Source organism: Sphaerisporangium flaviroseum, assembly GCF_039537005.1.
Taxonomy (GTDB): domain Bacteria; phylum Actinomycetota; class Actinomycetes; order Streptosporangiales; family Streptosporangiaceae; genus Sphaerisporangium; species Sphaerisporangium flaviroseum.
The window spans coordinates 715,119-735,785 of the sequence record NZ_BAAAZR010000001.1 but is presented as its reverse complement, the minus strand read 5'-3'; the positions used below and the strand labels follow the sequence as shown (position 1 = coordinate 735,785).

General features: G+C 69.3%; 18 protein-coding genes and 1 pseudogene. 7 read left to right on the top strand and 12 right to left on the bottom strand.

Going from position 1 to position 20,667, the window contains the following annotated elements; genetic code table 11:
* Positions 1-477: 477 nt before the first annotated feature.
* Entirely contained in the window at positions 478-933 is a 456-nt protein-coding gene (locus tag ABD810_RS03560) for a peptidase inhibitor family I36 protein (RefSeq protein WP_344934109.1), read from the top strand.
* A 79-nt stretch (positions 934-1,012) separates the two neighbouring features.
* On the opposite strand, the gene nrfD is transcribed toward ABD810_RS03560, so the two are convergent.
* From nrfD to ABD810_RS03530, 6 genes are all read right to left on the bottom strand, one after another.
* Complete coding sequence (gene nrfD / locus ABD810_RS03555) at positions 1,013-1,957, bottom strand: NrfD/PsrC family molybdoenzyme membrane anchor subunit (RefSeq protein WP_344934106.1); 945 nt, start codon at positions 1,955-1,957, stop codon at positions 1,013-1,015.
* 55 nt (positions 1,958-2,012) lie between these two features.
* A complete protein-coding gene (locus ABD810_RS03550) occupies positions 2,013-2,876 on the bottom strand; it encodes a 4Fe-4S dicluster domain-containing protein (protein ID WP_425566859.1) in 864 nt (287 codons plus the stop codon).
* A gap of 7 nt (positions 2,877-2,883) precedes the next feature.
* Positions 2,884-6,105, bottom strand: a complete 3,222-nt coding sequence (fdh, locus tag ABD810_RS03545; protein ID WP_344934103.1) for a formate dehydrogenase — start codon at positions 6,103-6,105, stop codon at positions 2,884-2,886.
* Between the two features lie 145 nt (positions 6,106-6,250).
* The gene (locus ABD810_RS03540) at positions 6,251-7,063 is read right to left on the bottom strand and encodes an isocitrate lyase/PEP mutase family protein (RefSeq protein ID WP_344934100.1); all 813 of its coding nucleotides are present in this window, start codon (positions 7,061-7,063) and stop codon (positions 6,251-6,253) included.
* Positions 7,064-7,189: 126 nt separating this feature from the next.
* The gene (locus ABD810_RS03535; RefSeq protein WP_344934096.1) at positions 7,190-8,680 is read right to left on the bottom strand and encodes an SPFH domain-containing protein; all 1,491 of its coding nucleotides are present in this window, start codon (positions 8,678-8,680) and stop codon (positions 7,190-7,192) included.
* Between the two features lie 32 nt (positions 8,681-8,712).
* Positions 8,713-8,865, bottom strand: coding sequence for a hypothetical protein (locus ABD810_RS03530; protein ID WP_344934093.1), 153 nt, complete (start codon positions 8,863-8,865; stop codon positions 8,713-8,715).
* A gap of 405 nt (positions 8,866-9,270) precedes the next feature.
* On the opposite strand from ABD810_RS03530, the gene ABD810_RS03525 reads away from it, so the two are divergent.
* Positions 9,271-11,241 carry an NAD(P)-binding protein gene (locus ABD810_RS03525; RefSeq protein ID WP_344934090.1) on the top strand — a complete coding sequence of 657 codons (1,971 nt, stop codon included), beginning with the start codon at positions 9,271-9,273 and terminating at the stop codon, positions 11,239-11,241.
* Here ABD810_RS03525 and ABD810_RS03520 read toward each other — a convergent pair.
* Positions 11,210-12,034: an SDR family NAD(P)-dependent oxidoreductase gene (locus ABD810_RS03520; RefSeq protein WP_344934088.1), complete on the bottom strand. Its 825-nt coding sequence runs from the start codon at positions 12,032-12,034 to the stop codon at positions 11,210-11,212. The genes ABD810_RS03525 and ABD810_RS03520 overlap by 32 nt on opposite strands.
* A gap of 232 nt (positions 12,035-12,266) precedes the next feature.
* Between ABD810_RS03520 and ABD810_RS03515 the strand changes: the two genes are divergently transcribed.
* From ABD810_RS03515 to ABD810_RS03500, 4 genes are read left to right on the top strand one after another with little or no spacing between them, the layout of a single operon-like run.
* Positions 12,267-14,765, top strand: a complete 2,499-nt coding sequence (locus tag ABD810_RS03515; protein WP_344934085.1) for a nitrate- and nitrite sensing domain-containing protein — start codon at positions 12,267-12,269, stop codon at positions 14,763-14,765.
* The gene (locus ABD810_RS03510; protein WP_344934081.1) at positions 14,762-15,169 is read left to right on the top strand and encodes a roadblock/LC7 domain-containing protein; all 408 of its coding nucleotides are present in this window, start codon (positions 14,762-14,764) and stop codon (positions 15,167-15,169) included. The genes ABD810_RS03515 and ABD810_RS03510 overlap by 4 nt, the downstream gene beginning before the upstream one ends.
* A complete protein-coding gene (locus tag ABD810_RS03505) occupies positions 15,166-15,540 on the top strand; it encodes a DUF742 domain-containing protein (protein WP_344934079.1) in 375 nt (124 codons plus the stop codon). The genes ABD810_RS03510 and ABD810_RS03505 overlap by 4 nt, the downstream gene beginning before the upstream one ends.
* On the top strand, positions 15,521-16,096 hold the full coding sequence (locus ABD810_RS03500) for a GTP-binding protein (protein ID WP_344934077.1): 576 nt from the start codon (positions 15,521-15,523) through the stop codon (positions 16,094-16,096). Before ABD810_RS03505 ends, ABD810_RS03500 begins: the two co-directional genes overlap by 20 nt.
* Before the next feature lie 462 nt (positions 16,097-16,558).
* On the opposite strand, the gene ABD810_RS03495 is transcribed toward ABD810_RS03500, so the two are convergent.
* Positions 16,559-16,759 carry a DUF397 domain-containing protein gene (locus ABD810_RS03495; RefSeq protein WP_344934075.1) on the bottom strand — a complete coding sequence of 67 codons (201 nt, stop codon included), beginning with the start codon at positions 16,757-16,759 and terminating at the stop codon, positions 16,559-16,561.
* 8 nt (positions 16,760-16,767) lie between these two features.
* Positions 16,768-17,616: a helix-turn-helix domain-containing protein gene (locus tag ABD810_RS03490; protein ID WP_344934072.1), complete on the bottom strand. Its 849-nt coding sequence runs from the start codon at positions 17,614-17,616 to the stop codon at positions 16,768-16,770.
* 744 nt (positions 17,617-18,360) lie between these two features.
* Between ABD810_RS03490 and ABD810_RS03485 the strand changes: the two genes are divergently transcribed.
* On the top strand, positions 18,361-18,819 hold the full coding sequence (locus tag ABD810_RS03485) for an ATP-binding protein (RefSeq protein WP_344934070.1): 459 nt from the start codon (positions 18,361-18,363) through the stop codon (positions 18,817-18,819).
* Positions 18,820-18,858: 39 nt separating this feature from the next.
* On the opposite strand, the gene ABD810_RS03480 is transcribed toward ABD810_RS03485, so the two are convergent.
* The 3 genes and pseudogenes from ABD810_RS03480 to ABD810_RS03470 form a co-directional block, all read right to left on the bottom strand.
* Entirely contained in the window at positions 18,859-20,130 is a 1,272-nt protein-coding gene (locus tag ABD810_RS03480; RefSeq protein ID WP_344934068.1) for a cytochrome P450, read from the bottom strand.
* Positions 20,131-20,138: 8 nt separating this feature from the next.
* Positions 20,139-20,330, bottom strand: coding sequence for a ferredoxin (locus ABD810_RS03475; RefSeq protein WP_344934066.1), 192 nt, complete (start codon positions 20,328-20,330; stop codon positions 20,139-20,141).
* Positions 20,327-20,667, bottom strand: a pseudogene (locus ABD810_RS03470) (TetR/AcrR family transcriptional regulator); the annotation flags it as partial. The gene ABD810_RS03475 and the pseudogene ABD810_RS03470, both read right to left, overlap by 4 nt.

Below are 20,667 nucleotides of genomic sequence, written 5' to 3'. Positions count from 1 at the left end.
CGGTAACGCAGCCGCATTTCCCGGTAAGGACGCTTTCCCCGTGTTTATCGACGCCCGATGAAAGGGCACGCCGACGCTGGTGGATAAGGAAATCCCACCGAGCGTGTGAACACGGTTTCGCTAAGTGGTGCCCATCGGAACCACCTGCACCACGACAGTTCCGGATCGCTCATTATGCGGGCGACTCCCGCGTGGCCGGACCGGCTTCCCGCTGAGCCGCGAGAGGGGCCGGCAGGGGCCGCGCCGGAGCCTCACGAGCGAGTTGCGAGCAATGCCGGGAACGGGAACGGGCCTCCTTCAGACCAGGCCCAACGGCGGTGTTGGCGGCGGCAAACATCTCCAACTCGCCCTGACCGTTCGTGTCCAACCGTAAGCTCCCCGTGTCTAATGGCTGTCGCATGAGGAACGGCCGGGCCGGTCTGGGGGCGACCGCAAGCGGCTCGGCCGGACCACGTCATCGATAGCAGGGGAGGAATCGTGACCAATCGCGTCGTGATCAGTTTGGGAGTGGCCGCCGTCGCGGCCATGACCACGTTCTCGTTCCCGGCGGCGACGGCCATGGCCGAGCCGGTTGGCGACACTCCCGTCACCGACACACCGCTGCCCGCAGGGGTGGTCAAGCTCGGTGACGGCGAGCAGTGCCCGACGAAGACGCTGTGCGTTTACCGCGACTACGGCCGGAGCGGACCGGCCTACGGCATCGGGGCGGGCTACCATGTCGACCTCAACAAGCTGCCCATCACCGGCGGCGTGGCCGGACGGCCCAGCGAGGCCAACAACGTCTCGTCCTGGGTCAACAACACCGGATCCAAGGCCAAGCTCATCAACATCGACACGCCGGGCCTCATCCGCAGTCTGAAGCCCGGCCGCTCGCTCGAGGAGCCGACGGTCACCAACGACACGGTCGACACGGTCGACTGGGCCGCCAAGTAACGAACCATCCTGCCCCGGGCCGCGACGCGTACGGTCCGGGGCTCTTCACGTGCGGGCGGGGAATCGGCGAGCCGCCTTGCTAGCGTCCGCCGGGCCTGGCCGCCTGCGCGGAGACGCGGGCGCGCTGCGGGACGACGGTGTATCGAGGGTCCTGCGTGGAGGCGACCCCCGCAGAGAACACTCCGAGACGGACGCACGCCGACGCGGCCATGAGAGCCGCTCCCGACAGCACGGCCAGGGTGCGTTTCCGGCCGGCCACCACGGCTCCCGCGGCGCCCGCCACGGCCAGCGCCTCGGCGGCCCGGAGCAGGGCGCCCGCGCGCCCGCGCTCGTACGACCCGGCCACCATGCCAAGGCGGCGGCGCATCAACCGGCCGGCGACCAGTTCCAGCGCCGTACCGAAGACGGCCGCGCGCCGCGCCGGGGTGTTCTCCGACGGCGGAGTGGCGATCATGGCGGCGCCCGCCGCCGTGGCCGTGGCCGATCCGGCGAACAGGAACGGCATCTCGCGGTAACCGTCGTGCCAGGCCGGCACGGCGGTGTCGCTCACCAGCACGGCCGTGTACGTCGTGATGGCCGGGCCGATCACCGCGGCGCCGTAGCAGGCCGCGCGCCCGGCCAGGGGGAACCGGCCGGTGAGTTCGGTCAGCATGCTGATCCCGACCAGTGGCGTGTACGCCGCCAGCAGCCACGAGCCCACGTTCATCGGCGAGGTCGGCTTGAACGTGCGCAGCATGTTCAAGAAGCGTTCCGGCCGCCCGAGATCCTCGACCAGCGCCACCAGCGACAGGCTGATGCCGGTGAGCGCGGCCACCTTCCCGGCCCTTGCGAGCCCCGGACGTCCGGTGAGCTGACCTCCGGCCGCGAACACCGATGAGGCGCCGGCGAGTCCGCCCAGATAGAGGTACCCCCCGATGTTCACCTCGCGCCAGGCCGGTGGCTTCAGGATCCGCCGGTTGTAGTACGAGGTGAACTCGTCCTCCATGAGTGTCGCCTGGCCATCGACACGACCTCGCGTGGTCATTTCGCTCCTGTCCTCGTTTCGCTGGTTCGGTGCGCTCGCCGGGCCCCGGCGGGGCTCAGCGGGGTCCAATGACGAAGGCCGCGGCCACGCCGCAGGCCAGGGTCACGGCCGCGACGGCGGCGTGCCGCCACATCGAGGGGAGGTCGCGCGTGGTGTCCTTCGGGGCGGGAGGCAGGCCGTACACCTCCGGTTCGTCGAGCAGCAGGAAGAAGGCGCCGTTGCCGCGGACCCCGTCGGCCGGGTCGTGGCCGTAGAGGCGGGCGTCGACGACGCCGTCCTGGTGAAGACGCTCGACCCGGGCGGTGGCGCGGTGGAGCAACTCGTCCAACGGCCCGTACTGGATCGACTCGGTCGGGCAGGCCTTGGCGCAGGCGGGGGTGAGGTCGTCGACCAGCCGGTCGTAGCACAACGTGCACTTGAACACCCGGCCGTCGTCCTCACGCTTGTCGATGACGCCATACGGGCAGGCCGACACGCAGTAGCCGCAGCCGTTGCAGACGTCCTCCTGGACCACCACGGTGCCGAATTCGGTACGGAAGAGCGAGCCGGTCGGGCAGACGTTGAGGCAGGCGGCGTCGGTGCAGTGCTTGCACACGTCGGAGGCCATGAGCCAGCGCAGGTCGCCGGCCCCCTGGTCACCGGATTCGGCGGGCTTTCCGACCGGCTTGCGCTGCTCGATGAACGCGACGTGCCGCCAGGTCGACCCGGAGAGCTGCTCGGTGTTGTCGAAGGACATGCCGGTGAACTCGAAAGGCCCGTCGGCCGGAAGCTGGTTCCATTCCTTGCAGGCCACCTCGCACGCCTTGCACCCGATGCAGACGGAGGTATCGGTGAAGAACCCCATCCGGGGCGGGTGCTCGGTATAGCCGGTCTCTTCCTGGACTTCGGGCAGCCGCGTGACCACAGGGAGAGGTGGCATCGTCATCTCAGACCTCCTGATGCGGGGGCTCGCTGATACCGGCCCGTCGCCGGAAGGTCTCCACCAGGAGCGGCAGCCCCCGCCCGCGTGGGCGCCGCCCCGGTTGGATGTCCGCCGTGAACGCCTTGTCCTCCTGGATGTCGGCGTTGGGGTCGAGCACGATGGGCGACAGCTCGTTCGCCGGATCGCCGACGGCACAGCCGTTGGGCCCGAAGTGGTACGGCAGGCCGATCTGGTGCAGGACCCTGCCGTTCATGCGCAGCGGGGGGATCCTGTCGGTCACCAGGACCTTGGCCTCGATCGCGCCCCGCGCGGTGATGATGGTGGCCCAGCCGCCGTGCTCCAGCAGGCGTTCCTCGGCGAGCTCGGGCGAGACCTCGCAGAACATCTCCGGCTGGAGCTCGGCGAGGTACGGCAGCCAGCGACTCATGCCACCCGCCGTGAAGTGCTCGGTGAGCCGATAGGTGGTGACGACGTACGGATAGACCTCGCTGCCCGGCGGGTGGTACCGGTTGCCCGGACGGTCGTACATGACACGTGCCGGGTTCATCGGATGCGAACGGTAGAGCGGGTTGTCGCACGGCGTGTCCTGCGGCTCGTAGTGCACCGGCAGCGGGCCGTCCAGGAGCCCGGCCGGCGCGTACAGCCAGCCCTTGCCGTCGCCCTGCATGATGAACGGGTCGATCCCGGACAGCGCGGCCGGGCCGAGGGCGTCCTCCGGGGGCCGGTAGCCGGGTGGGCGGTCGTCGATGAAGTCGGGGATGTCGTGCCCGGTCCATCGGCCGAGCCCGGCGTCCCACCACACGCACTCTTTGCGCGAGCTCCACGGATTGCCGTCCGGATCGGCCGACGCGCGGTTGTACAGGATGCGCCGGTTCAGCGGCCACGCCCAGCCCCACTCCGGCGACACCCAGCTCTGCTCGGTGTGCGGCCTGCGGCGGGCGGCCTGGTTCACCCCGTCCGCGAACACCCCGCAGTAGATCCAGCAGCCGCACGAGGTGGACCCGTCACCGCGCAACTCGGTGTAGGACGACAGCAGGCTCCCGTCCGCGCCGTACCCGTTGATCTCCTGCAGCACGGCGGCCGCGCTCGGCTCCTGGATCTCGCCCTCGACCGGATAGTCCCAGGCCAGGTCCTGGATGGCCCGGTCACGGGCTTCGCCGGAGCTCGCCAGCCGCTCCTTGACGAGCCGGCCGAGGTGGTAGACGAACCACAGGTCGCTGCGGCGGTCGCCGCTGGGCTCGACGGCCGTATCGTGCCACTGGAGCAGCCGGTTGGTGTTGGTGAAGGTGCCGCTCTTCTCGGTGTGCGAGGCGGCGGGGAAGAAGAACACCTCGGTGGCGATCTGGTCGGTGCGCAGCTCGCCGCTCTGGATCTCCAGGCCGTCCTTCCACCACGTCGCCGACTCGATGAGGGAGAAGTCGCGGACGACCAGCCACTCCAGGTTCGCCATCCCGAGCCGCTGGAGCCGGGTGTTGGCCGACCCGACCGCCGGGTTCTGGCCGAACAGGAAGTACCCCTTGCACACGCCCTCGAGCTGCGCCATGACCGTGTCGTAGGTGCAGTGCGAACCGGTCAGCCGGGGCAGGTGGCCGAAGCAGAACTCGTTCTGCGGAGTCGCCGCGTCCCCGTAGTAGGCCTTGAGCAGGCTGACCACGTACGTGCGGGCCTCGGCCCAGAACCCCTTCTGGGTGCTGATGACGTCGACGAACTTGTCCAGGTTCTCGTCGGTGTGCGCGTAGGGCATGGGGATGTAGCCGGGCAGCAGGTTGTACAGGGTCGGGATGTCGCTGGACCCTTGGATGCTGGCGTGGCCGCGCAGCGCCATGATGCCGCCGCCGGGCCGCCCGATGTTGCCGAGCAGCAGTTGCAGGATGCTGGCCGTGCGGATGTACTGCGTGCCCACGGTGTGCTGGGTCCACCCCACCGCGTAGGCGAAGGCGCTGGTCCGGTCGCGTCCCGAGTTCGACGTCAGCGCGTCGCAGACCTTCATGAACGTCTCGCGCGGGATCCCGCAGGTCTGCTCGACGGCCTCGGGGGTGTAGCGGGCGAAGTGCCGCTTGAGGATCTGGTAGACGCAGCGAGGGTGGCTCAGCGTCTCGTCCCACTCGGGATGGGGGATCACCGGCGCGCCGCCCGAGCCGTGCGCCTCGCTGCGGCCGGGCATGTGGTACTCGTCCAGGCGCAGCCGGCGCCCCGAGACCGCCTGCACCTGGGGCCCCTTGTACTGCCAGGTGGAGACGTCGTAGGAGCGGGTCTCGGGGTTCCATCCGGAGAAGACACCGTCCAGGTCCTCGCTGTCGACGAAGTCGTCGGAGACGATCGTCGCGGCGTTGGTGTAGTTCAGGAGGTACTCGCGGAAGTCCTTCCCTTCCGTCAGCACGTGGTTGATGATCGCCCCGAGGAAGGCGATGTCGGTGCCCGCCCGGATCGGCACGTACAGGTCGGCCAGCGCGCTCGTCCGGCTGAAGCGCGGGTCCACGTGGATGATCGTGGCGCCGCGTAGCTTGGCCTCCATCACCCACTGGAAGCCGACCGGGTGGGCCTCGGCGAAGTTCGAGCCTTCGATGACGATGCAGTCGGAGTGCTGCAGGTCCTGCATGAACGTGGTCGAGCCGCCCCGGCCGAACGAGGTGCCGAGGCCGGTCACCGTCGAGCTGTGGCAGACCCGTGCCTGGTTCTCCACCTGCACCACGCCGAGGCCGGTCATCAGCTTCTTGATGACGTAGTTCTCCTCGTTGTCCAGGGTGGCGCCGCCGAGGCTCGCGATGCCCATGGTCCGGGTCACGCGCTTGCCGTCGCAGAACTCCTGCCAGGTGTCCCGCCGGGTCCGGACCACCCGGTCCGCGACCATCCGCATGGCGGTGCCGAGATCGAGCCGCTCCCACTCGGTGGCGTACGGCCGGCGGTACAGCACCGAGTCCTCGCGGCCGGGGCCCGTGGTGAGCTGGAGCGACGCCGCGCCCTTGGGGCAGAGCCTGCCCCGGCTGATCGGGGAGTCCGGGTCGCCCTCGATCTGGACGACCTTCTCATCCGAGACGTAGACGTTCTGCGCGCAGCCCACGGCGCAGTAGGGGCAGACGGATTTCACCACCCGGTCGGAGGTCGCGATGCGGGACCTCAGCGCGTCGGTGCTCGGTGACCTGACGGCCGCGCCCAGCCCGAAGCGGTCGGGGCCGGTGAGCTGCCGCAGCACCGGCCATCGTCCCAGGAAATCGCTCATCCCCATTTTCGCCCCCCGCCCGGACCGACCGGGCGAATCAACCGCCGTTGCCGTGGGGGGGCGCACTGCGCGTTCTGCCCGTTCCTCCCCCGCGGGGACGAACTCCAACCTCCGCGCGCGTCCCTCCACCCCGGAGGGGACGTACAGGCTGTTACCCGGCAGAGGGGATGTACGGGCTCCGGCCGGACTTGATGGCCTCCAGCATCGTGGCGAGGTACGCCTGGGCGGCGGCGTGCAGGCCGTGGCCGAAGCTCACCCGCGCCACGCCCAGCTCGCCGAGCTCGGCCAGGGACGGAACGCCCGGCCGGAACAGCACGTTGACCGGCCCGCCGACCTCAGCCACCAGCGTACGGATCGCCTCGGCCTCCGCGAGGAGGATGGGATAGACGCAGTCGGCCCCCGCACGCAGGTAGCGACGGCCCCGCTCCACCGCCTCCGCCAGCCGTTCCCGCGGCGACCCCTCGCCGTGCGCGAACGTGTCGACCCGCGCGTTGATCACCAGATCGACGCCCGCGCCCGCCGCGGCGGCTCGTACGGCGGCCAGGTAGTCGGCCTGCTCGCCCGCGTCGACCATGGCGCCCGTGCCCGGGTCGGAGTCCTCCAGGTTGAACCCCACCGCGCCGGTGGCCGCGATGCGCTCCACCAGCTCCGCCGGCGCGAGCCCGTACCCCCGCTCCAGGTCGGCGGTCACCGGGACCGGCACCGCGCGAACGATGCGGGCCACCGCGTCGAACATCACCCCGGCCGGAGTGGCCTCCCCGTCGGCGTATCCAAGAGCCGGGGCGACCGCGGCGCTGCCGGTGGCCACCACCGGGAACCCGGCCGCGGTGACGGCGCGCGCCGACGCGGCGTCCCATACGTTCGGCAGCACCAGAGGACTGCCCGGGACGTGCAGCGCCCTGAGCGCGGCCGCTCCGGCGTTCGGCTCGCTCGTCGCCGTGGACAAGGAATGGTCGGTCGTCATGAATTCACGGTAGAGGAGTGACTGGATGGACCATAAGTCCACTTCCGGACTGGCGGACAGAGCCACTTTCCGGGAGATGAGCCGCCCCGGGGCCCCGCGACCTGGGCCCCGAGGCGGCGGTCCGGGTCAGCTTCCGTCGGCGGACTTGCCGATCACCGGCTCGGTGCCGTTCAGGCTGGGCGGGGTCGCACCGGACAGCAGGGACCGGGCCAGCCCCAGCCCGGTGCCGCCGAGCGTGAGCGCCTTGGCGAGCAGCTCCTCCACACCCTGGGCGCCGTTCAGGACGACCATGTGGTCGATGTTGCCGAACGCCTTCGACCCGGCCTCGACGATCGCCGGCCAGTTCTCGGCGAGCTGCTGGGCGATGACCGCCTCCTGGTTCTCGGACAGCGCCTGCGCACGTGCCCGGATCGCGTCCGCCTCCGCCAGTCCCTTGGCCTTGGAGGCGTCCGCCTCCGCCAGACCACGCGCCCTGGCGGCCTCGGCGTCGGCCAGGCCACGCGCCTGCGCCGCCGCCGCCTCGCCCTCACCGGTGGCCCGGGCAGCCGCGCCCGCCGCCTCCGCGCGGAGCCGTACGGACTCGGCCTCGGCCGCGGCGGCCTGCTTGACCTGCGAGGCCTGGGCGACGGCGCGTAGCTCGGTCTCCCTCGCCTCGGCCTCCGCCTGGGCGATGCGGGCGTCACGCTCGGCCTGGGACAGCGTCACCGTCTCGTACGCCCTGGCGTCGGCGGGCTTGCGCACCTGGGACTGCAGCCGCTGCTCCGCGAGCTGGGCCTCCAGCTGTGCGGCGCGGGTCTCCTGAACGACGACCTCCTGGCGCGCGGTCGCCTCGGACAACGGGCCGGCCTGGCGTGCCTTGGCGGACGCCTGGTCCACCTCGGCCTGGAAGCCGGCCTGCTGGATCTGGGACTCGCGGATGGCCGCGGCCTTCTTGGCGGCCGAGACCTGCTCGGCCTCGGTGGCCTCCTGGTCACGCTGCGCCTCGGCGATGCGCGCGGAGGCGGCGATCCTCGCGGCGTGCGGCTTGCCGAGGTTGAGGATGTAGCCGGTCTCGTCGTCGATCTCCTGGATCTGGAGGGAATCGACCACCAGGCCGAGCTTGCTCATCTCGTCGGCGGCGCTGCTGCGGGTCTCGCCGGTCAGCCGCTCGCGGTTGAGGATGAGGTCCTCGACGGTCAGGTTGCCGATGATCGAGCGCAGATGGCCGGTGAACAGCTCGTGGATCGCGCCGCTCATGCTGTCCTGCTGGTCGAGGAAGCGCCGGGCGGCGTTGGCGATCGAGGTGAAGTCGTCGCCGACCTTGTAGATGATCACGCCTCGGACCTGGACGGGGATGCCCTGCTGGGTGACGCAGTTGACCTGGAGGTTGGTGGCCCGGCTGTCGAGCCGGAGCCGGCGAGCGGTCTGGAAGCCGGGCAGCACGGCCGTGCCCTTACCTGTAATGATCTTGAAGCCGAGACTGTCCGCGAGGTCGTTTCTCGTGCGCGCGCCGAGGCCGGAGATGATCAGCGCCTCGTTGGGCTCGGCGACACGCCAGACGGCTTTGAAGAGAAGGATGAAGACGACCAGAAGGACGACGACGCCGCCGGCCCACATGGCCAGCTCCGTGGTGGTCATGACGACCTCCGAAATGAGGGGGGAGAGGAGGATCAGACGATCGCGCGTGCCACGTAGACCGTGCGTGGTGGCGAATATTCGACGACGACGATGATCGTCCCAGGGGGAATCTCTTCCTCGGGAATCGACGGGTGGGCGTAGAAGGCCTCAACGCCCCCGCGTATCGGCACCATCACCTCACCCACAAGGCCCGGCCCGATCCTTCCGGTCACCCTGCCCTGCCTTCCGACCACCCGTGTCACCCCGTCGTCGCATACCAGCCGAGAACGCGAACGTTACCCCGTTTGCCCCGTTGGATCAGCAGCCGGCGAGGAGCGCGAAAGCTCCGCACCGCGCCTCAGAACGTCCGCGCGTTTCGTCTTCACCCGAGCCAACGACCGGCCCGATCGCCGCGTTCCCATCAAGAGCCGCGAATCAGGCGGAAAAGGATGACGCGCCCGCCTATGGGGTGGCGCAATAAACCCCAAAAGAGTTGGCCCGCGCTCCGCGACACGCTCCTTTCCCCTTTCCCTCGGAGTGATGATCACGGAATGATGGCTCATTTCCCGCTCGGCGAGGATTTCCCTGGAAGACAAGGCCGCGAGCTGGGGATGGATCGGCCGATCAGCCGCCGGGACTTCTTCGACGGGGTCGCCGCGGTGGCCGCCTGTGCCGCGGCCGGCTCGCTCCCACGACGCTCCAGAAGGAGCCTGGCCGGCGGGGCTCCGGCCCCGTACGGCGGCGCGGCCGGGCGGCCCGCCCTCTCGCAAGGGCTCCAGGGCGACACCCCTGACGCGCTCGCCGTGGCGCACGCTCTGCGCGACGGCAGGTTCTGGGAGCGCGCGGGCACGCCCGAGCCGACCGGGGAGGGCTATGACCTGGTCGTGGTCGGCGCCGGCATCAGCGGCGTCACCGCCGCCTACACCTGGACACGGCGCCACCCCGGCAGCCGGGTGCTGATCCTCGACAACCACGACGACGTGGGCGGCCATGCCCGTCGCAACGAGTTCCACCCGGTGGGACGGGACGGCCCGCTGGTCGGCCACGGCGGCTCCCGCTCGCTGTACGCCCCCTCGGCGTGGTCGCCCGACGGCAAGGACCTGCTCGCCGACCTCGGCGTCGAACCGGGCCGGCACGCCGATCCGGACCTGTACCGCGGCCTGGGGATGCACGACGCCGTCTTCTGCGACAGGGAGACGTTCGGAGCGGACAAGCTCGTGGTGCTGCGCCCGGACAAGGCCACCGCCCAGTGGGCAGAGGAACTGCCGGTCGCGGCCCAGGCGAGGAAAGACCTGGTCATGCTGTTCGACGACCCGCCGGACTGGTTCCCCGGCCTGACCGACGAGGACAAGAAGAAGCGGCTGGCCGGGCTGACGTACGCGGAGTTCCTGCGCGACGTCTGCCGGGTCCATCCCGATGCCGTCAGGTTCTGCCAGACGATGCCGAACGCCACATGGGCCTACGGGTCCGACGCGCTGGGGGCCATCGACGCGTGGGCCACCGCGGACCGTTACACCTATCCCGGCTTCGCGGGACTGAAGTTGGACCGCAAGCCCTCGGCGTACAACTCGCGCAGGGTGACCAGCAGGTGGTCGGCCGAGGACGACGCCGAGGTGTACTGCTTCCCCGAGGGCAACCACGCCCTGGTGCGCATGATGATCGGCCGGATGGTGCCCGGCTTCGCCGGGGCGACCTCGATGGATCGGATCACCACCACCTCGTTCGACTACGGCACGCTGGACCGGCCCGGCAACCGGGTACGGCTGCGCCTGTCGAGCCCGGTGGTGCTCGTACACAACGACGGCCCGCCCGACACGGCCCCTACCGCCACGGTGGGCTACTTCGACGGCCACCGGGTCAGGACCGTGCGGGCGGGGGCGGTCATCATGGCCTGCTGGAGCACCGTGATCCCCCACCTCGTCGAGGAACTGCCCGCGGAGCAGAAGGAGGCGATGCGCCAGGCGGTGAAGCTGCCGCTGGTGTCCGCGACGGCGCAGTTGCGCGACTGGCGCGCCTTCAGGGCGGCGGGGGTCTGCCGCGTCCGCTTCACCGGCGCGTACTGGGTCGCCGTCGAGCCGGCCCCGCCGGTCAGCATCGGGTCCTACCGCTGCCCGCGCGGCCCGGGGGAGCCGATCAACGTCCACCTGGTCCACACCCCGGCCACGCCGGGCCTGGCACCGAGGGACGCGGCGGTGGCGGGCCGCCGCGCGCTGTTCGGCACGCCCTACGGGAGGCTGGAGTACGGCGTCAGGGAGCAGCTCACCAGGCTGCTCGGGCCCTGGGGCTTCGATCCCGCACGCGACATCGAGGGACTCACCATCAACCGGTGGGGTCACGGGCACGCCCCCGAGTACACGCGGCCCTGGGACGCCTTCCATCCCGATGGCCCCTACCCCGCCGACAGTGCCCGGCGGCGCTTCGGGCGCATCGCGATCGCCGGCTCCGACTCCGTTCCCGGAGCCGACGCCGACGCCGCCGTCAGCGCGGCCTACCGGGCCGTACGCGATCTCGGGGACCGGCCTTCGGCGCCGCGGGCCCGGCCAGGGCTGTTCAGACCTGGCCGGTGGGAGAGAGCCCGGTGACGGCGACGCTCTGTTCCCACAGGGTGGCGGCCAGAACGGGGTCGGTCATCCCCCGGGTGGCGGACGAGGGGACGCTCTTGGCGAAGAAGCGGCCGGAGTGCTCGACGCCGTCGGACGTGGTTGCCAGGTGCACCAGCGTGCTCGCGCCCTGCTCCGGGGTCCGCGCGACCCCGGGGAGCACCAACAGCAGCTTCATGTAGAGGCTGTCGGACGCGAAGCCCGTCCTGATCACGCCGGGGTGGAAGCAGGTGGCGGCCACCCCGCGCCTGGCCAGCCCGACCGTGAACAGCGAGTTGGCCTGCTTGGTGTCGCTGTACTGCAGCCACGCGCTCCAGCGCCTGCGCGACCGGTCGAGGTCGGCCGGGTCCAGACGGCCGGTCCTCGCGGCACCGGACGAGGTGGTGACCACCCTGCCGCCTGACGCCATGACGCGGTCGAGCAGGAGGTTGGTCAGCAGGAACGGTGACAGATGATTGACCTGGATCATCATCTCGTGGCCGTCGCGCGTGAGCCGCCTCTCGGTGGACATCACTCCCGCGTTGTTGGCGAGCACGTCGATGCGCTCGTAGCGGTCGAGCAGGTCGGCGGCGAGCCTGGTCACATCTTCGAACGAGGTGAAGTCGGCGATCGAGGTGTCCGGACGCCGGCCGTGCAGGCCGGCGATCCGATCGGCGACGGAATCGAGTCCGGCACGGGATCGACCCACCAGAACCACGTCATGTCCAGCGCGAACAAGGCCTTCGGCGGCGGCGGCGCCAATGCCGGCACTCGCCCCCGTGATCAGAGCAATCATCTGTCCTCCCGTACGCCGGAACACTATCGGTGCTAGCCTTCTGTGCGATCTTCCGGAGGTGCATTTCACCTAAATGCGGCAAGAGCCTCCGAGCGATGCAGGAGTGACTATGGGTTCTGGAAAGCGGTCCATCCGCTTCAAGATCTTTTCCTTACTACTCCTTCCGCTGCTCTCGCTCAGCGCCTTGTGGGGATTTGTCCTTAACCTCACGATCGGTGATGGCATCTCCCTCATGAGGGTCAACACGATCTACCAGAGCATCGGGGTGACTTCGACCGATCTGGGACTCCAGATTCAGGCGGAGCGATCCCAGTCGGTCGCCACTCTCAGTGTCCGGTCCGGCGACCAGAACCAGCTCGCCACCCAGCGGCACGCCACCGACGGGTCGATGGCGAAGTTCCGCGCCGCGGCCAACGACCCTGACCTGCTGAGCTCGCTCAGCGACCCGCTGAGGGTGTCGCTCACCGCCCTGCTGAACGAACTTGAACAACTGCCCGGGATCCGGGCCAACGTGGACACCGCCCAGTCGAACCGGCTGCAGGCCGCCCAGGCCTACAGCCGCATCATGGACGCGGTGTTCCGCCTGTACGACCGCATGGTCTCGGTGCCCGACCTGAATATTTTCGAGCAGGCCGGCGCGATGCAGGCCATGGGCAATGGCCGCGAGATCAACTCCCGGCAGGTCGCCCTGGTCAACGGGGCCATCTCCACGGGCGGCCTGTCCGACGCCGAGTACTCCGCCTTCGCCGAATGGGCCGCCAACCGGCGCTTCCAGTACGCCAAGGGGATGTCGTCGCTGGACCAGGAGCTGCGCAAGCCGTACGAGGAGGTCTTCGCCTCCCCTACCTACAAGCGCTTCACCAGCATGGAACAGGACATCATCTCCAGGACCCGGGCCGGTGGCCGGCTGCCGGAGTCGCTGGACAAGTGGCAGCCGATCACCGACAACCTCGCCTCCATGCTCGACCAGGTCGGCATAAAGGCGTCCTCTTCCCTCGCCGACCGTGCCAAGAGCGTCGCCACCGGCATCATGCTCCGCATCGGCCTGGCCGGCGGCCTCGGCCTGATCGCGGTGGTCGCGTCGATCAGCATCTCCGTGCGCTTCGGCCGCCGCCTCGTGCGCGAACTCGCCGACCTGCGCAACTCCGCCCGCGAGCTTGCCGACGTACGGCTTCCTCGGGTGGTCGAGCGGCTGCGCAAGGGTGAGGAGGTCGACGTCGACACCGAGGCTCCGAAGATCACCGGCGGCGACTCCATCGAGGTGGCGGACGTGGCGCGGGCGTTCAGCTCCGTACAGCGCACCGCCGTGGAGGCGGCCGTCGGCCAGTCGAACCTGCGCCACGGTGTCAGCCAGGTCTTCCTGAACCTCGCCCGCCGCAAGCAGGGGCTGCTGCACCGCCAGCTCGCCCTGCTCGACGCCATGCAGCGCCGCGCCAAGCAGCCCGAGGCGCTGGAGGATCTGTTCCAGCTCGACCACCTGACGACCCGGATGCGCCGCCACGCGGAGAGCCTGATCATCCTGTCCGGGGCCGCGCCCGGCCGGGCCTGGCGCAAGCCGGTGCCGGTCATCGACATCGTGCGCGCCGCCGTCTCGGAGGTCGAGGACTACACCCGCGTCAACGTGATGCCGCTCCCGAACACCTTCCTGACCGGAACCGCGGTCGCGGACCTCATCCACCTGATCGCCGAGCTGATCGAGAACGCCACGATGTTCTCTCCCCCCCAGACCAAGGTCCAGGTCCGCGGCGACTCGGTGGCCAACGGGTTCGTCGTCGAGATCGAGGACCGAGGCCTCGGCCTGACCCCGGAGGAGTACGCGGCGGTCAACGACCGGCTCGCCAACCCGCCGGAGTTCGACCTGGCGGACAGCGACAGGCTCGGCCTGTTCGTCGTCAGCCAGCTCGCCGCCCGCCACGGCGTGAGCGTGATCCTGCGCGCGTCGCCTTACGGTGGCACGACGGCCATCGCGCTGATCCCGAAGGCACTGGTGGTCGACGACGGCGCGCCCCCCGCCCCGACCTCGCTGGACGAGGCCGGGGCGCAGCACAGGCGCCCCGCTCCGGCCGGCCGGGCGCCGCAGCAGGACCCGCAGGCCACCGACGAGTCGTCGCTGTTCTTCACTCCGCCGGGCACACGGTCGCCCGAGTCGAGCCCGTCGCTCACGGTGGTGCCCAGCCTCGCCGACACCGGCCCCATCGACGTCTACCCTTCGGAGACCGCCGCCCCGCCATCGGAAGACGCCGGGGACAAGCCTCCGACCGCGCTGCCGTCCCGCACCTCTTCCAAGGGCACCCACCGGGGCCTGCCGCGCCGGGTACGCCAGGCGAACATGGCCCCGCAACTGCGGGAGACCACCGGGCCGCTGGCCGCCCCCACTCCTCCTGCCCCCGCCGCGCGCCCTGAGCTCACCAGCGGGCCCGAGCCGGGCGGCTCAGGAGCCGCGGAACGATCCCCGGACGAGGCCCGCGCCTTGTTCTCCGCCTTCCAGCAAGGAGGACGCCGGGGCCGCCTGGAAGCCGAGCAGGATTCCGCGGACCTGACCCCGGAAAGGAACGACCGACCGGATGAGCATCTGAGCAGGCACGACGGTGAGGAGCCGTTACCGGGCCAGGTATCCGAAACCGATGAACGAACCACCACGCAGCCGAACGAACGTGACCAAAAGCACGAGCTGCGCGACCATAGTGAGGGTTACGTCCATCAGACGACTGGCGAGAAGGGTGACGAATGACCGGCAAAGTTTCGTCTAACGGCGAACTCAACTGGCTCCTCGACGATCTCATCAGCAGGGTCGCCGCCGTGCGCCAGGCGGTCATCCTGTCCACCGATGGCCTCGTCGTCGGGGCCTCCCAGGGCTTCAGCAGAGAAGACGCCGAACACCTGTCCGCCGTGGCGTCGGGCTTCCAGAGCCTCGCCCGAGGGGCGGGACGCCACTTCGGCGGCGGGGAGGTGCGGCAGACCATCGTCGAGATGGAGTCGGCCTTCCTGTTCGTCACCGCCGCGGGCACCGGCACCTGCCTGGCCGTGCTGAGCAGCTCGGACGCCGACGTGGGCCACATCGCCTACGAGATGGCGATGCTGGTCAAGCGGGTCGGCCAGCATATATCCACCAACCCTCGGCGGACGTTGTCATGACGACTCGTGGCGAGCAGTGGCTCGACGAGGAAGCGGGTCCGATCGTCCGGCCCTACGCCCTCATCCGTGGGCGCACCCGGTCATCCGGTGACAACCTCGATCTGATCGCTATGGTCACGGCGACCGGGGCTCCGTACACTGGCGAGGCCGGTCTCGGCCCCGAGGATCACCGCATCCTCGAGCTGGCCGACCGGTCGATGTCGGTCGCGGACATCGCCTCCGAAATCGACCTGCCGCTCGGCGTGGTCCGCGTTCTCCTGGGCGATCTCCAGGACCAGGGCATGATCACCGTACGGGCTCCCGCCCACGCGGGACCGCGCCCCAATGAGCGCCTTCTCAAGGAAGTGATCAATGGCTTACGAGCCCTCTGAGGAGCCCGTCGCCCTCAAGATCCTGGTGGCGGGTGGCTTCGGCGTGGGGAAGACCACGCTGGTCGGGGCGATCAGCGAGATCCGCCCCCTGCGCACGGAAGAGGTCCTCTCCGACCGCGGCATCGGTGTCGACGACATCGACGGCGTGGAGGCGAAGACGACCACCACGGTGGCCATGGACTTCGGGCGGATCACCATCCGCGAGGGTCTCGTGGTCTACCTGTTCGGCACGCCGGGCCAGGAGCGTTTCTGGTTCATGTGGGACGAGCTGTCCTACGGCGCACTGGGCGCGGTCGTCCTGGCCGACACCCGGCGCCTCACCGACTGCTTCCCTTCCATCGACTACTTCGAGCAGCGTGGCACGCCGTTCATCGTCGCGGTCAACTGCTTCGACGGAGCCGAGAAGCACGAAGCCGAGGACGTCCGCGTCGCGCTCGACCTGGATCCGGACATCCCGGTCATCCTGTGCGACGTGCGACGACGCGCCTCGGCCAAGGTCGTGCTGGTCACACTCGTCGAGCACGCCCTGCGCACCCTGACCCCGGCGGCCGGATAGAGGGACGCGCCGCGTCCCCCGCTCCGACCGCCGGGGTCAGGAGCCCGCACCTCCTGTATCGGCGCGCCATGCCCCAAGGCACCTCATGGCGAAGGCGCGCCCCAGGACCGGACTGTCCGACTCGGGGGACAGGACGCCACTGGAGAGGCCTCTGAGGCTCTGCGCCCTTCCTTGGACAAGGAATGCCGAGTTCCGTGCGTTCGCCCTCTGTAGGCCCACACAGCGATCCTGAGGGACCTTCTGAATGGTCCTCGCCTTCGGCTCGGGCAGTATTTCCCAGGGGGCTCCGCCCCCTTCGACCCCCGATCGAAGGGCTCCGCCCCTCGAGCTCCCCACCGAAGCGGCCTGAAGAAGCCATCGACCACATGTTGAGCGCTGGGAACAAGACCACCATCACGCGGCGGCGGTTCCGGCAATGGGACCTGAACGGCCCTCAGCACCAAGGCGCTGCCCATCCGCTCTCTACGGATTGGCGGAGCGGCCGGTCTTCAGGTCGTTGATGAAGGCGTCCCACCCGTCAAGGGTGAAGGTGAGCATTGGGCCAATGGGGTTCTTGCTGTCGCGGACGGCTCGGCCACCGTCGGGGATGGTCGCCACCTCGACGCAGTTGTCGTCCGTACCGCTGTACCTGCTCTTCCGCCAGGCGAACGTGCCGTGGTCCACGATTGCCCCTACCTCGTCTGTTGATCCATCATCGCGGCTATGTGCTGGGTCGAATCCTCTGGGGAGAGGGCCGACGCCGACACATGGGTAAATATGAGGTTATACCGCTGGTACTCCTCGGGTCGCTCCAGCCAGAGACTGTCGGTCGCTGTTGCCATGTAGACCAAGCTTGGTTCACCCGAAAAGTCCAGGATGACGAAAGGACCTCCTGTCAATGCGGAATGGGCACCGATAGAGTTTGGAATCACCTGAATGGTGACGTTCGGTCGGGATGCCATCTCGATGAGGTGACGAAGCTGGTCCTGCATCACTTTCGGCCCTCCGACCACCTTGAGGAGCGCGGCTTCGTCGATGAGTGCGAGGAAGGATGGTGGATGCTCGCGGCTGAGAAGCTGTTGACGGGCTCGCCGGGCTTCCACGTATCGATCGATGATGGCGCTGTCGAGAACTTGACCGCCCCGGAAGACGGCTGCGGTGTACTCCGGGGTTTGGAGCAGACCGGGGATGAGGACGGTCTCATACGTTCGGATCACTGAAGCTCCGGCCTCGAACGCAGGCAAGTTGCTTCGAAATACGTCCTTGTAGTCGGCCCACCACCCCCGCTGACGTGACTCACGAGCGAGAACAAGCAGCGCCTCACGCTGTTGCTGATCGGCGACCCCATAGAGATCGAGCAGGAGACGGATGTCGTGGACGTTAGGCAACTTCCACTCGTTGCGTTCGATTCTCGTTAGTTTGCTCGGTGCCCATTCAAGGCGTTTTGCCGCCTCTGTAGATGTCAGTCCACACTCGTCTCTTAATTGGCGAAGTGTTGCGGATAGCTGGCGCCGCTTGACTGTCGGACTTTGTACCGCCATTGCCGACTCCTCCTTTCGCAATTCCCCCTCGTCAACTCATAAGCCGCACAAGGGAAAAATTTAGATGTTCTGATTTGGGTATTGCGCGAAAACAACGGCTGGCCTCAGTATGACGAGAGAAGGCCGGTCCTGCCAGGCGTTGCACCGCCTGGCAGGACCTGATCGCACGTCGGAGGTGCGACCTAATGAAAACCCTATTAGAACTGCACGCGTCATTCGCGTGCGTTGGCATGCTGAGCAGCCGCCTATGCCGCTTGGGTGCCCGTGTTGCGGGCGTCCACCGTACGCCCATGACGAGGAGAACCTGCCGCATCAGCCCATGCATGAATGGGAGCAATATCCGCGTGGCACGCCTCCAGGGAAACAGCCCTCGCCCGGCGGGCGGGAGCCGTACCGGCAGGGGGCGGTGATGTGAACGGACGCGATCGTGACGCGCGGTCAGGGGGACGCCACCGGCGAGGAGCGGCTGCTGAGCCGGTTACCGAGCGACGGTGGGATCCGGCCAAGCAGGCCATCGCCCAGCAGTTGGACCAGACGGAGCCCTCGTGGTCGGTCTGGTACGGCGTCGGCGCGCGGCGGTTCTATGCCATCGCCATCTGGCCCGCTCCTCACCCACTCATCGTTAACGCGTCCTCCGCTGACGAACTGCGCGACCTCATGTGTGAGGCGGAACAGGCATGCCTGCCCCGCTCCAGGGCACCCCACCCGCCCGTACGCACGCCGCCGCCCTCCCGAGGAGTCACGATGCCCGACATTCCGGACGGTCTTCGTACCGTCTGCTGGGACCTGCCCCACGATCCGTCCATGGTCGGAAGGGCCCGCACCATGGTGAACGACACCCTCACCCGCTGGGCGCTCAGCCATCTGGCGGATGACGTGGTCCTGGTCGCGGGCGAGTTGCTGGCGAACGCCGTCAACTACGGCGCGCCTCCGGTCAGGCTTTCCCTATGGGCCTCCGCTGATGGACTGTGCCTCCGGGTCACCGACCACGGGACCGGGCGACCCCGCCACCTCGACCTCGGTATCGAGTCCATCCACGGCCGTGGCCTTACCATCGTCTCCGCCCTGGCCGATGAGTACGGCGTCACTCCACTCGCCGGCGGCTCGGGGAAAACGGTCTGGGCTCGCTGGCGCACAGCCCGGGACACCACCGTGAGCTCCGCTGTCCTGTCCCTTCCGTCCTCCCCTGCCCGCCCGGAATGACCTGGCGGGGGCTCCTGGTCGTTCGAGCCCCCCGCCAGGTCAGCCGATGCGGAGGGGGAGTGTGCGGGGGCCGCGGACCTGGCTGGCGGACCAGGTGACCGCCGATGGGTCGTCGAGGCTGAAAACAGGGAAGCGCTCCAGCCAGACCTCCAGCGCGACTCGCAGCTCCATGCGGGCCAGGTGGGAGCCCACGCAGCGGTGGATGCCCAGGCCGAACGCGGCGTGCCGGTTGACCTCGCGGTCGATGACGACCTCACCGGCCCGGTCGAACTGCTCCGGGTCGCGGTTGGCCGCCGGGAACGACAGCAGGATCCAGTCGTCGGCCTTCATGTCGACGCCGTTCCAGTGCATGTCGTCCTTGACCAGCCGGGCCATCGTGACCGGCGCGTACGCCCGCAGCAGTTCCTCCATCGCGGTCGGCAGCAGCGCGGGCTCGGTGACCAGACGCTCGCGGTCGGCCGGGGTCTTGGCCAGATGCCACAACGACGCGCCGATCGCGCTCCAGGTGGTGTCGATGCCGGCGATGAGCAGCAGGGACATCGTGCCCGCCACGTGACCCGACTCCAGCTTCTGGCCGTAGAGCTCGGCGTTGATGAGGTAGCTCGTCAGGTCGTCGCGCGGGTTGTCGACGTGGTCGCGGATCTGGGCGAGCAGGTAGTTGAACAGCTTCTCCATGCGGGAGATGCGCACGTCGGGCGGAGCGTTGACGCCTTCGAGCGCGTTCTCGACGAATTCGCGGAACTTCGGTCCGTCCTCGGGCGGGAAGCCGAGCATGTCGGCGATGACGCGCATGGGGATGTGCTGGGCGTAGTCGCGGGCGGCGTCGATGACCTCCTGCCCCTCCAGCTCGTCGATGAGCGCGTGGCAGAACGCCCGCGTCGCCTGCTCTTGCTTGGCGACCGCAGTCTTGGTGAACGCCGGCAGCAGGAGCTTGCGCGCGTCGTGGTGGAAGGGCGGGTCGGAGGAGATCGGCGGCACGCTCCCGACCGGCGCGATCTCGCGGGGCGGCCGTACGTTGCTCACGATGATCGCCCGCGAGGAGAAATGCTCGGTGTCGTAGGCGATCGCCGCGATGTCCTCATAACGCGTCGGCAGCCAGGCACCGCCGAACCGCTCGGTGTGCGCGATCGGGCAGCGCTGCCGCAGGTCGTCCTGGATGCGGTAGGGGTCGGCGGCCCACTCAGGCTCGGCGTGGGAGAAGTCGGTCGCCCAGTCCGAGACAGGGCCGGTGATGATCTCGTTGCGCGTGGGCTGGGGCCGGTCTCGCATCCTCTCCCGGAAGTCCTGGTTGAAGCGGTCGTCGACGGTCATCTCACTCCTCAGAGGGTCTCGATCGCTCTTTCCGGACAGTTGGCCACGGCCAGGCGAGCCGTCTGCTCCTGGCCCGGCGGCACGAGGCCGTCGCCGAGGACCTGGCCGTAGCCCTCGTCGTCATCGCCGAACAGGCCGGGGGCGAGGTCGTAGCAACGGCCGTGTCCCTGGCATCGCTCGGCGTCGATCTGTACTTTCACCGCGGGGCTCCCTTCTGTGCTGTGGTGTCGGCAGGGGCGAAGGCGGCGACGACACGGGTGAGCAGCGCGGTCCACTCCTGGTCGTCGACCGCGTGCAGGTCGGGTGGCATGAGTGCGCTTCCCATCGCGAGCAGCAGGCAGAAGTGGGCCAGCGCGTCCGGTGAGAGCGCCCCGTCCATCTCGCCGCCGTCCTGTGCGGCGCGGACGAGCCCGGCGATCCAGTCGACGCGCTCGCCGACGTAGTCGCGCATCGGCCCGGCGACGTCCTCGTCGCGCCGGGCCGCGACCAGCGCCTCCACGATGAGGTAGCCGCGGGCGTCCCGCCGGCGCGGGAGCC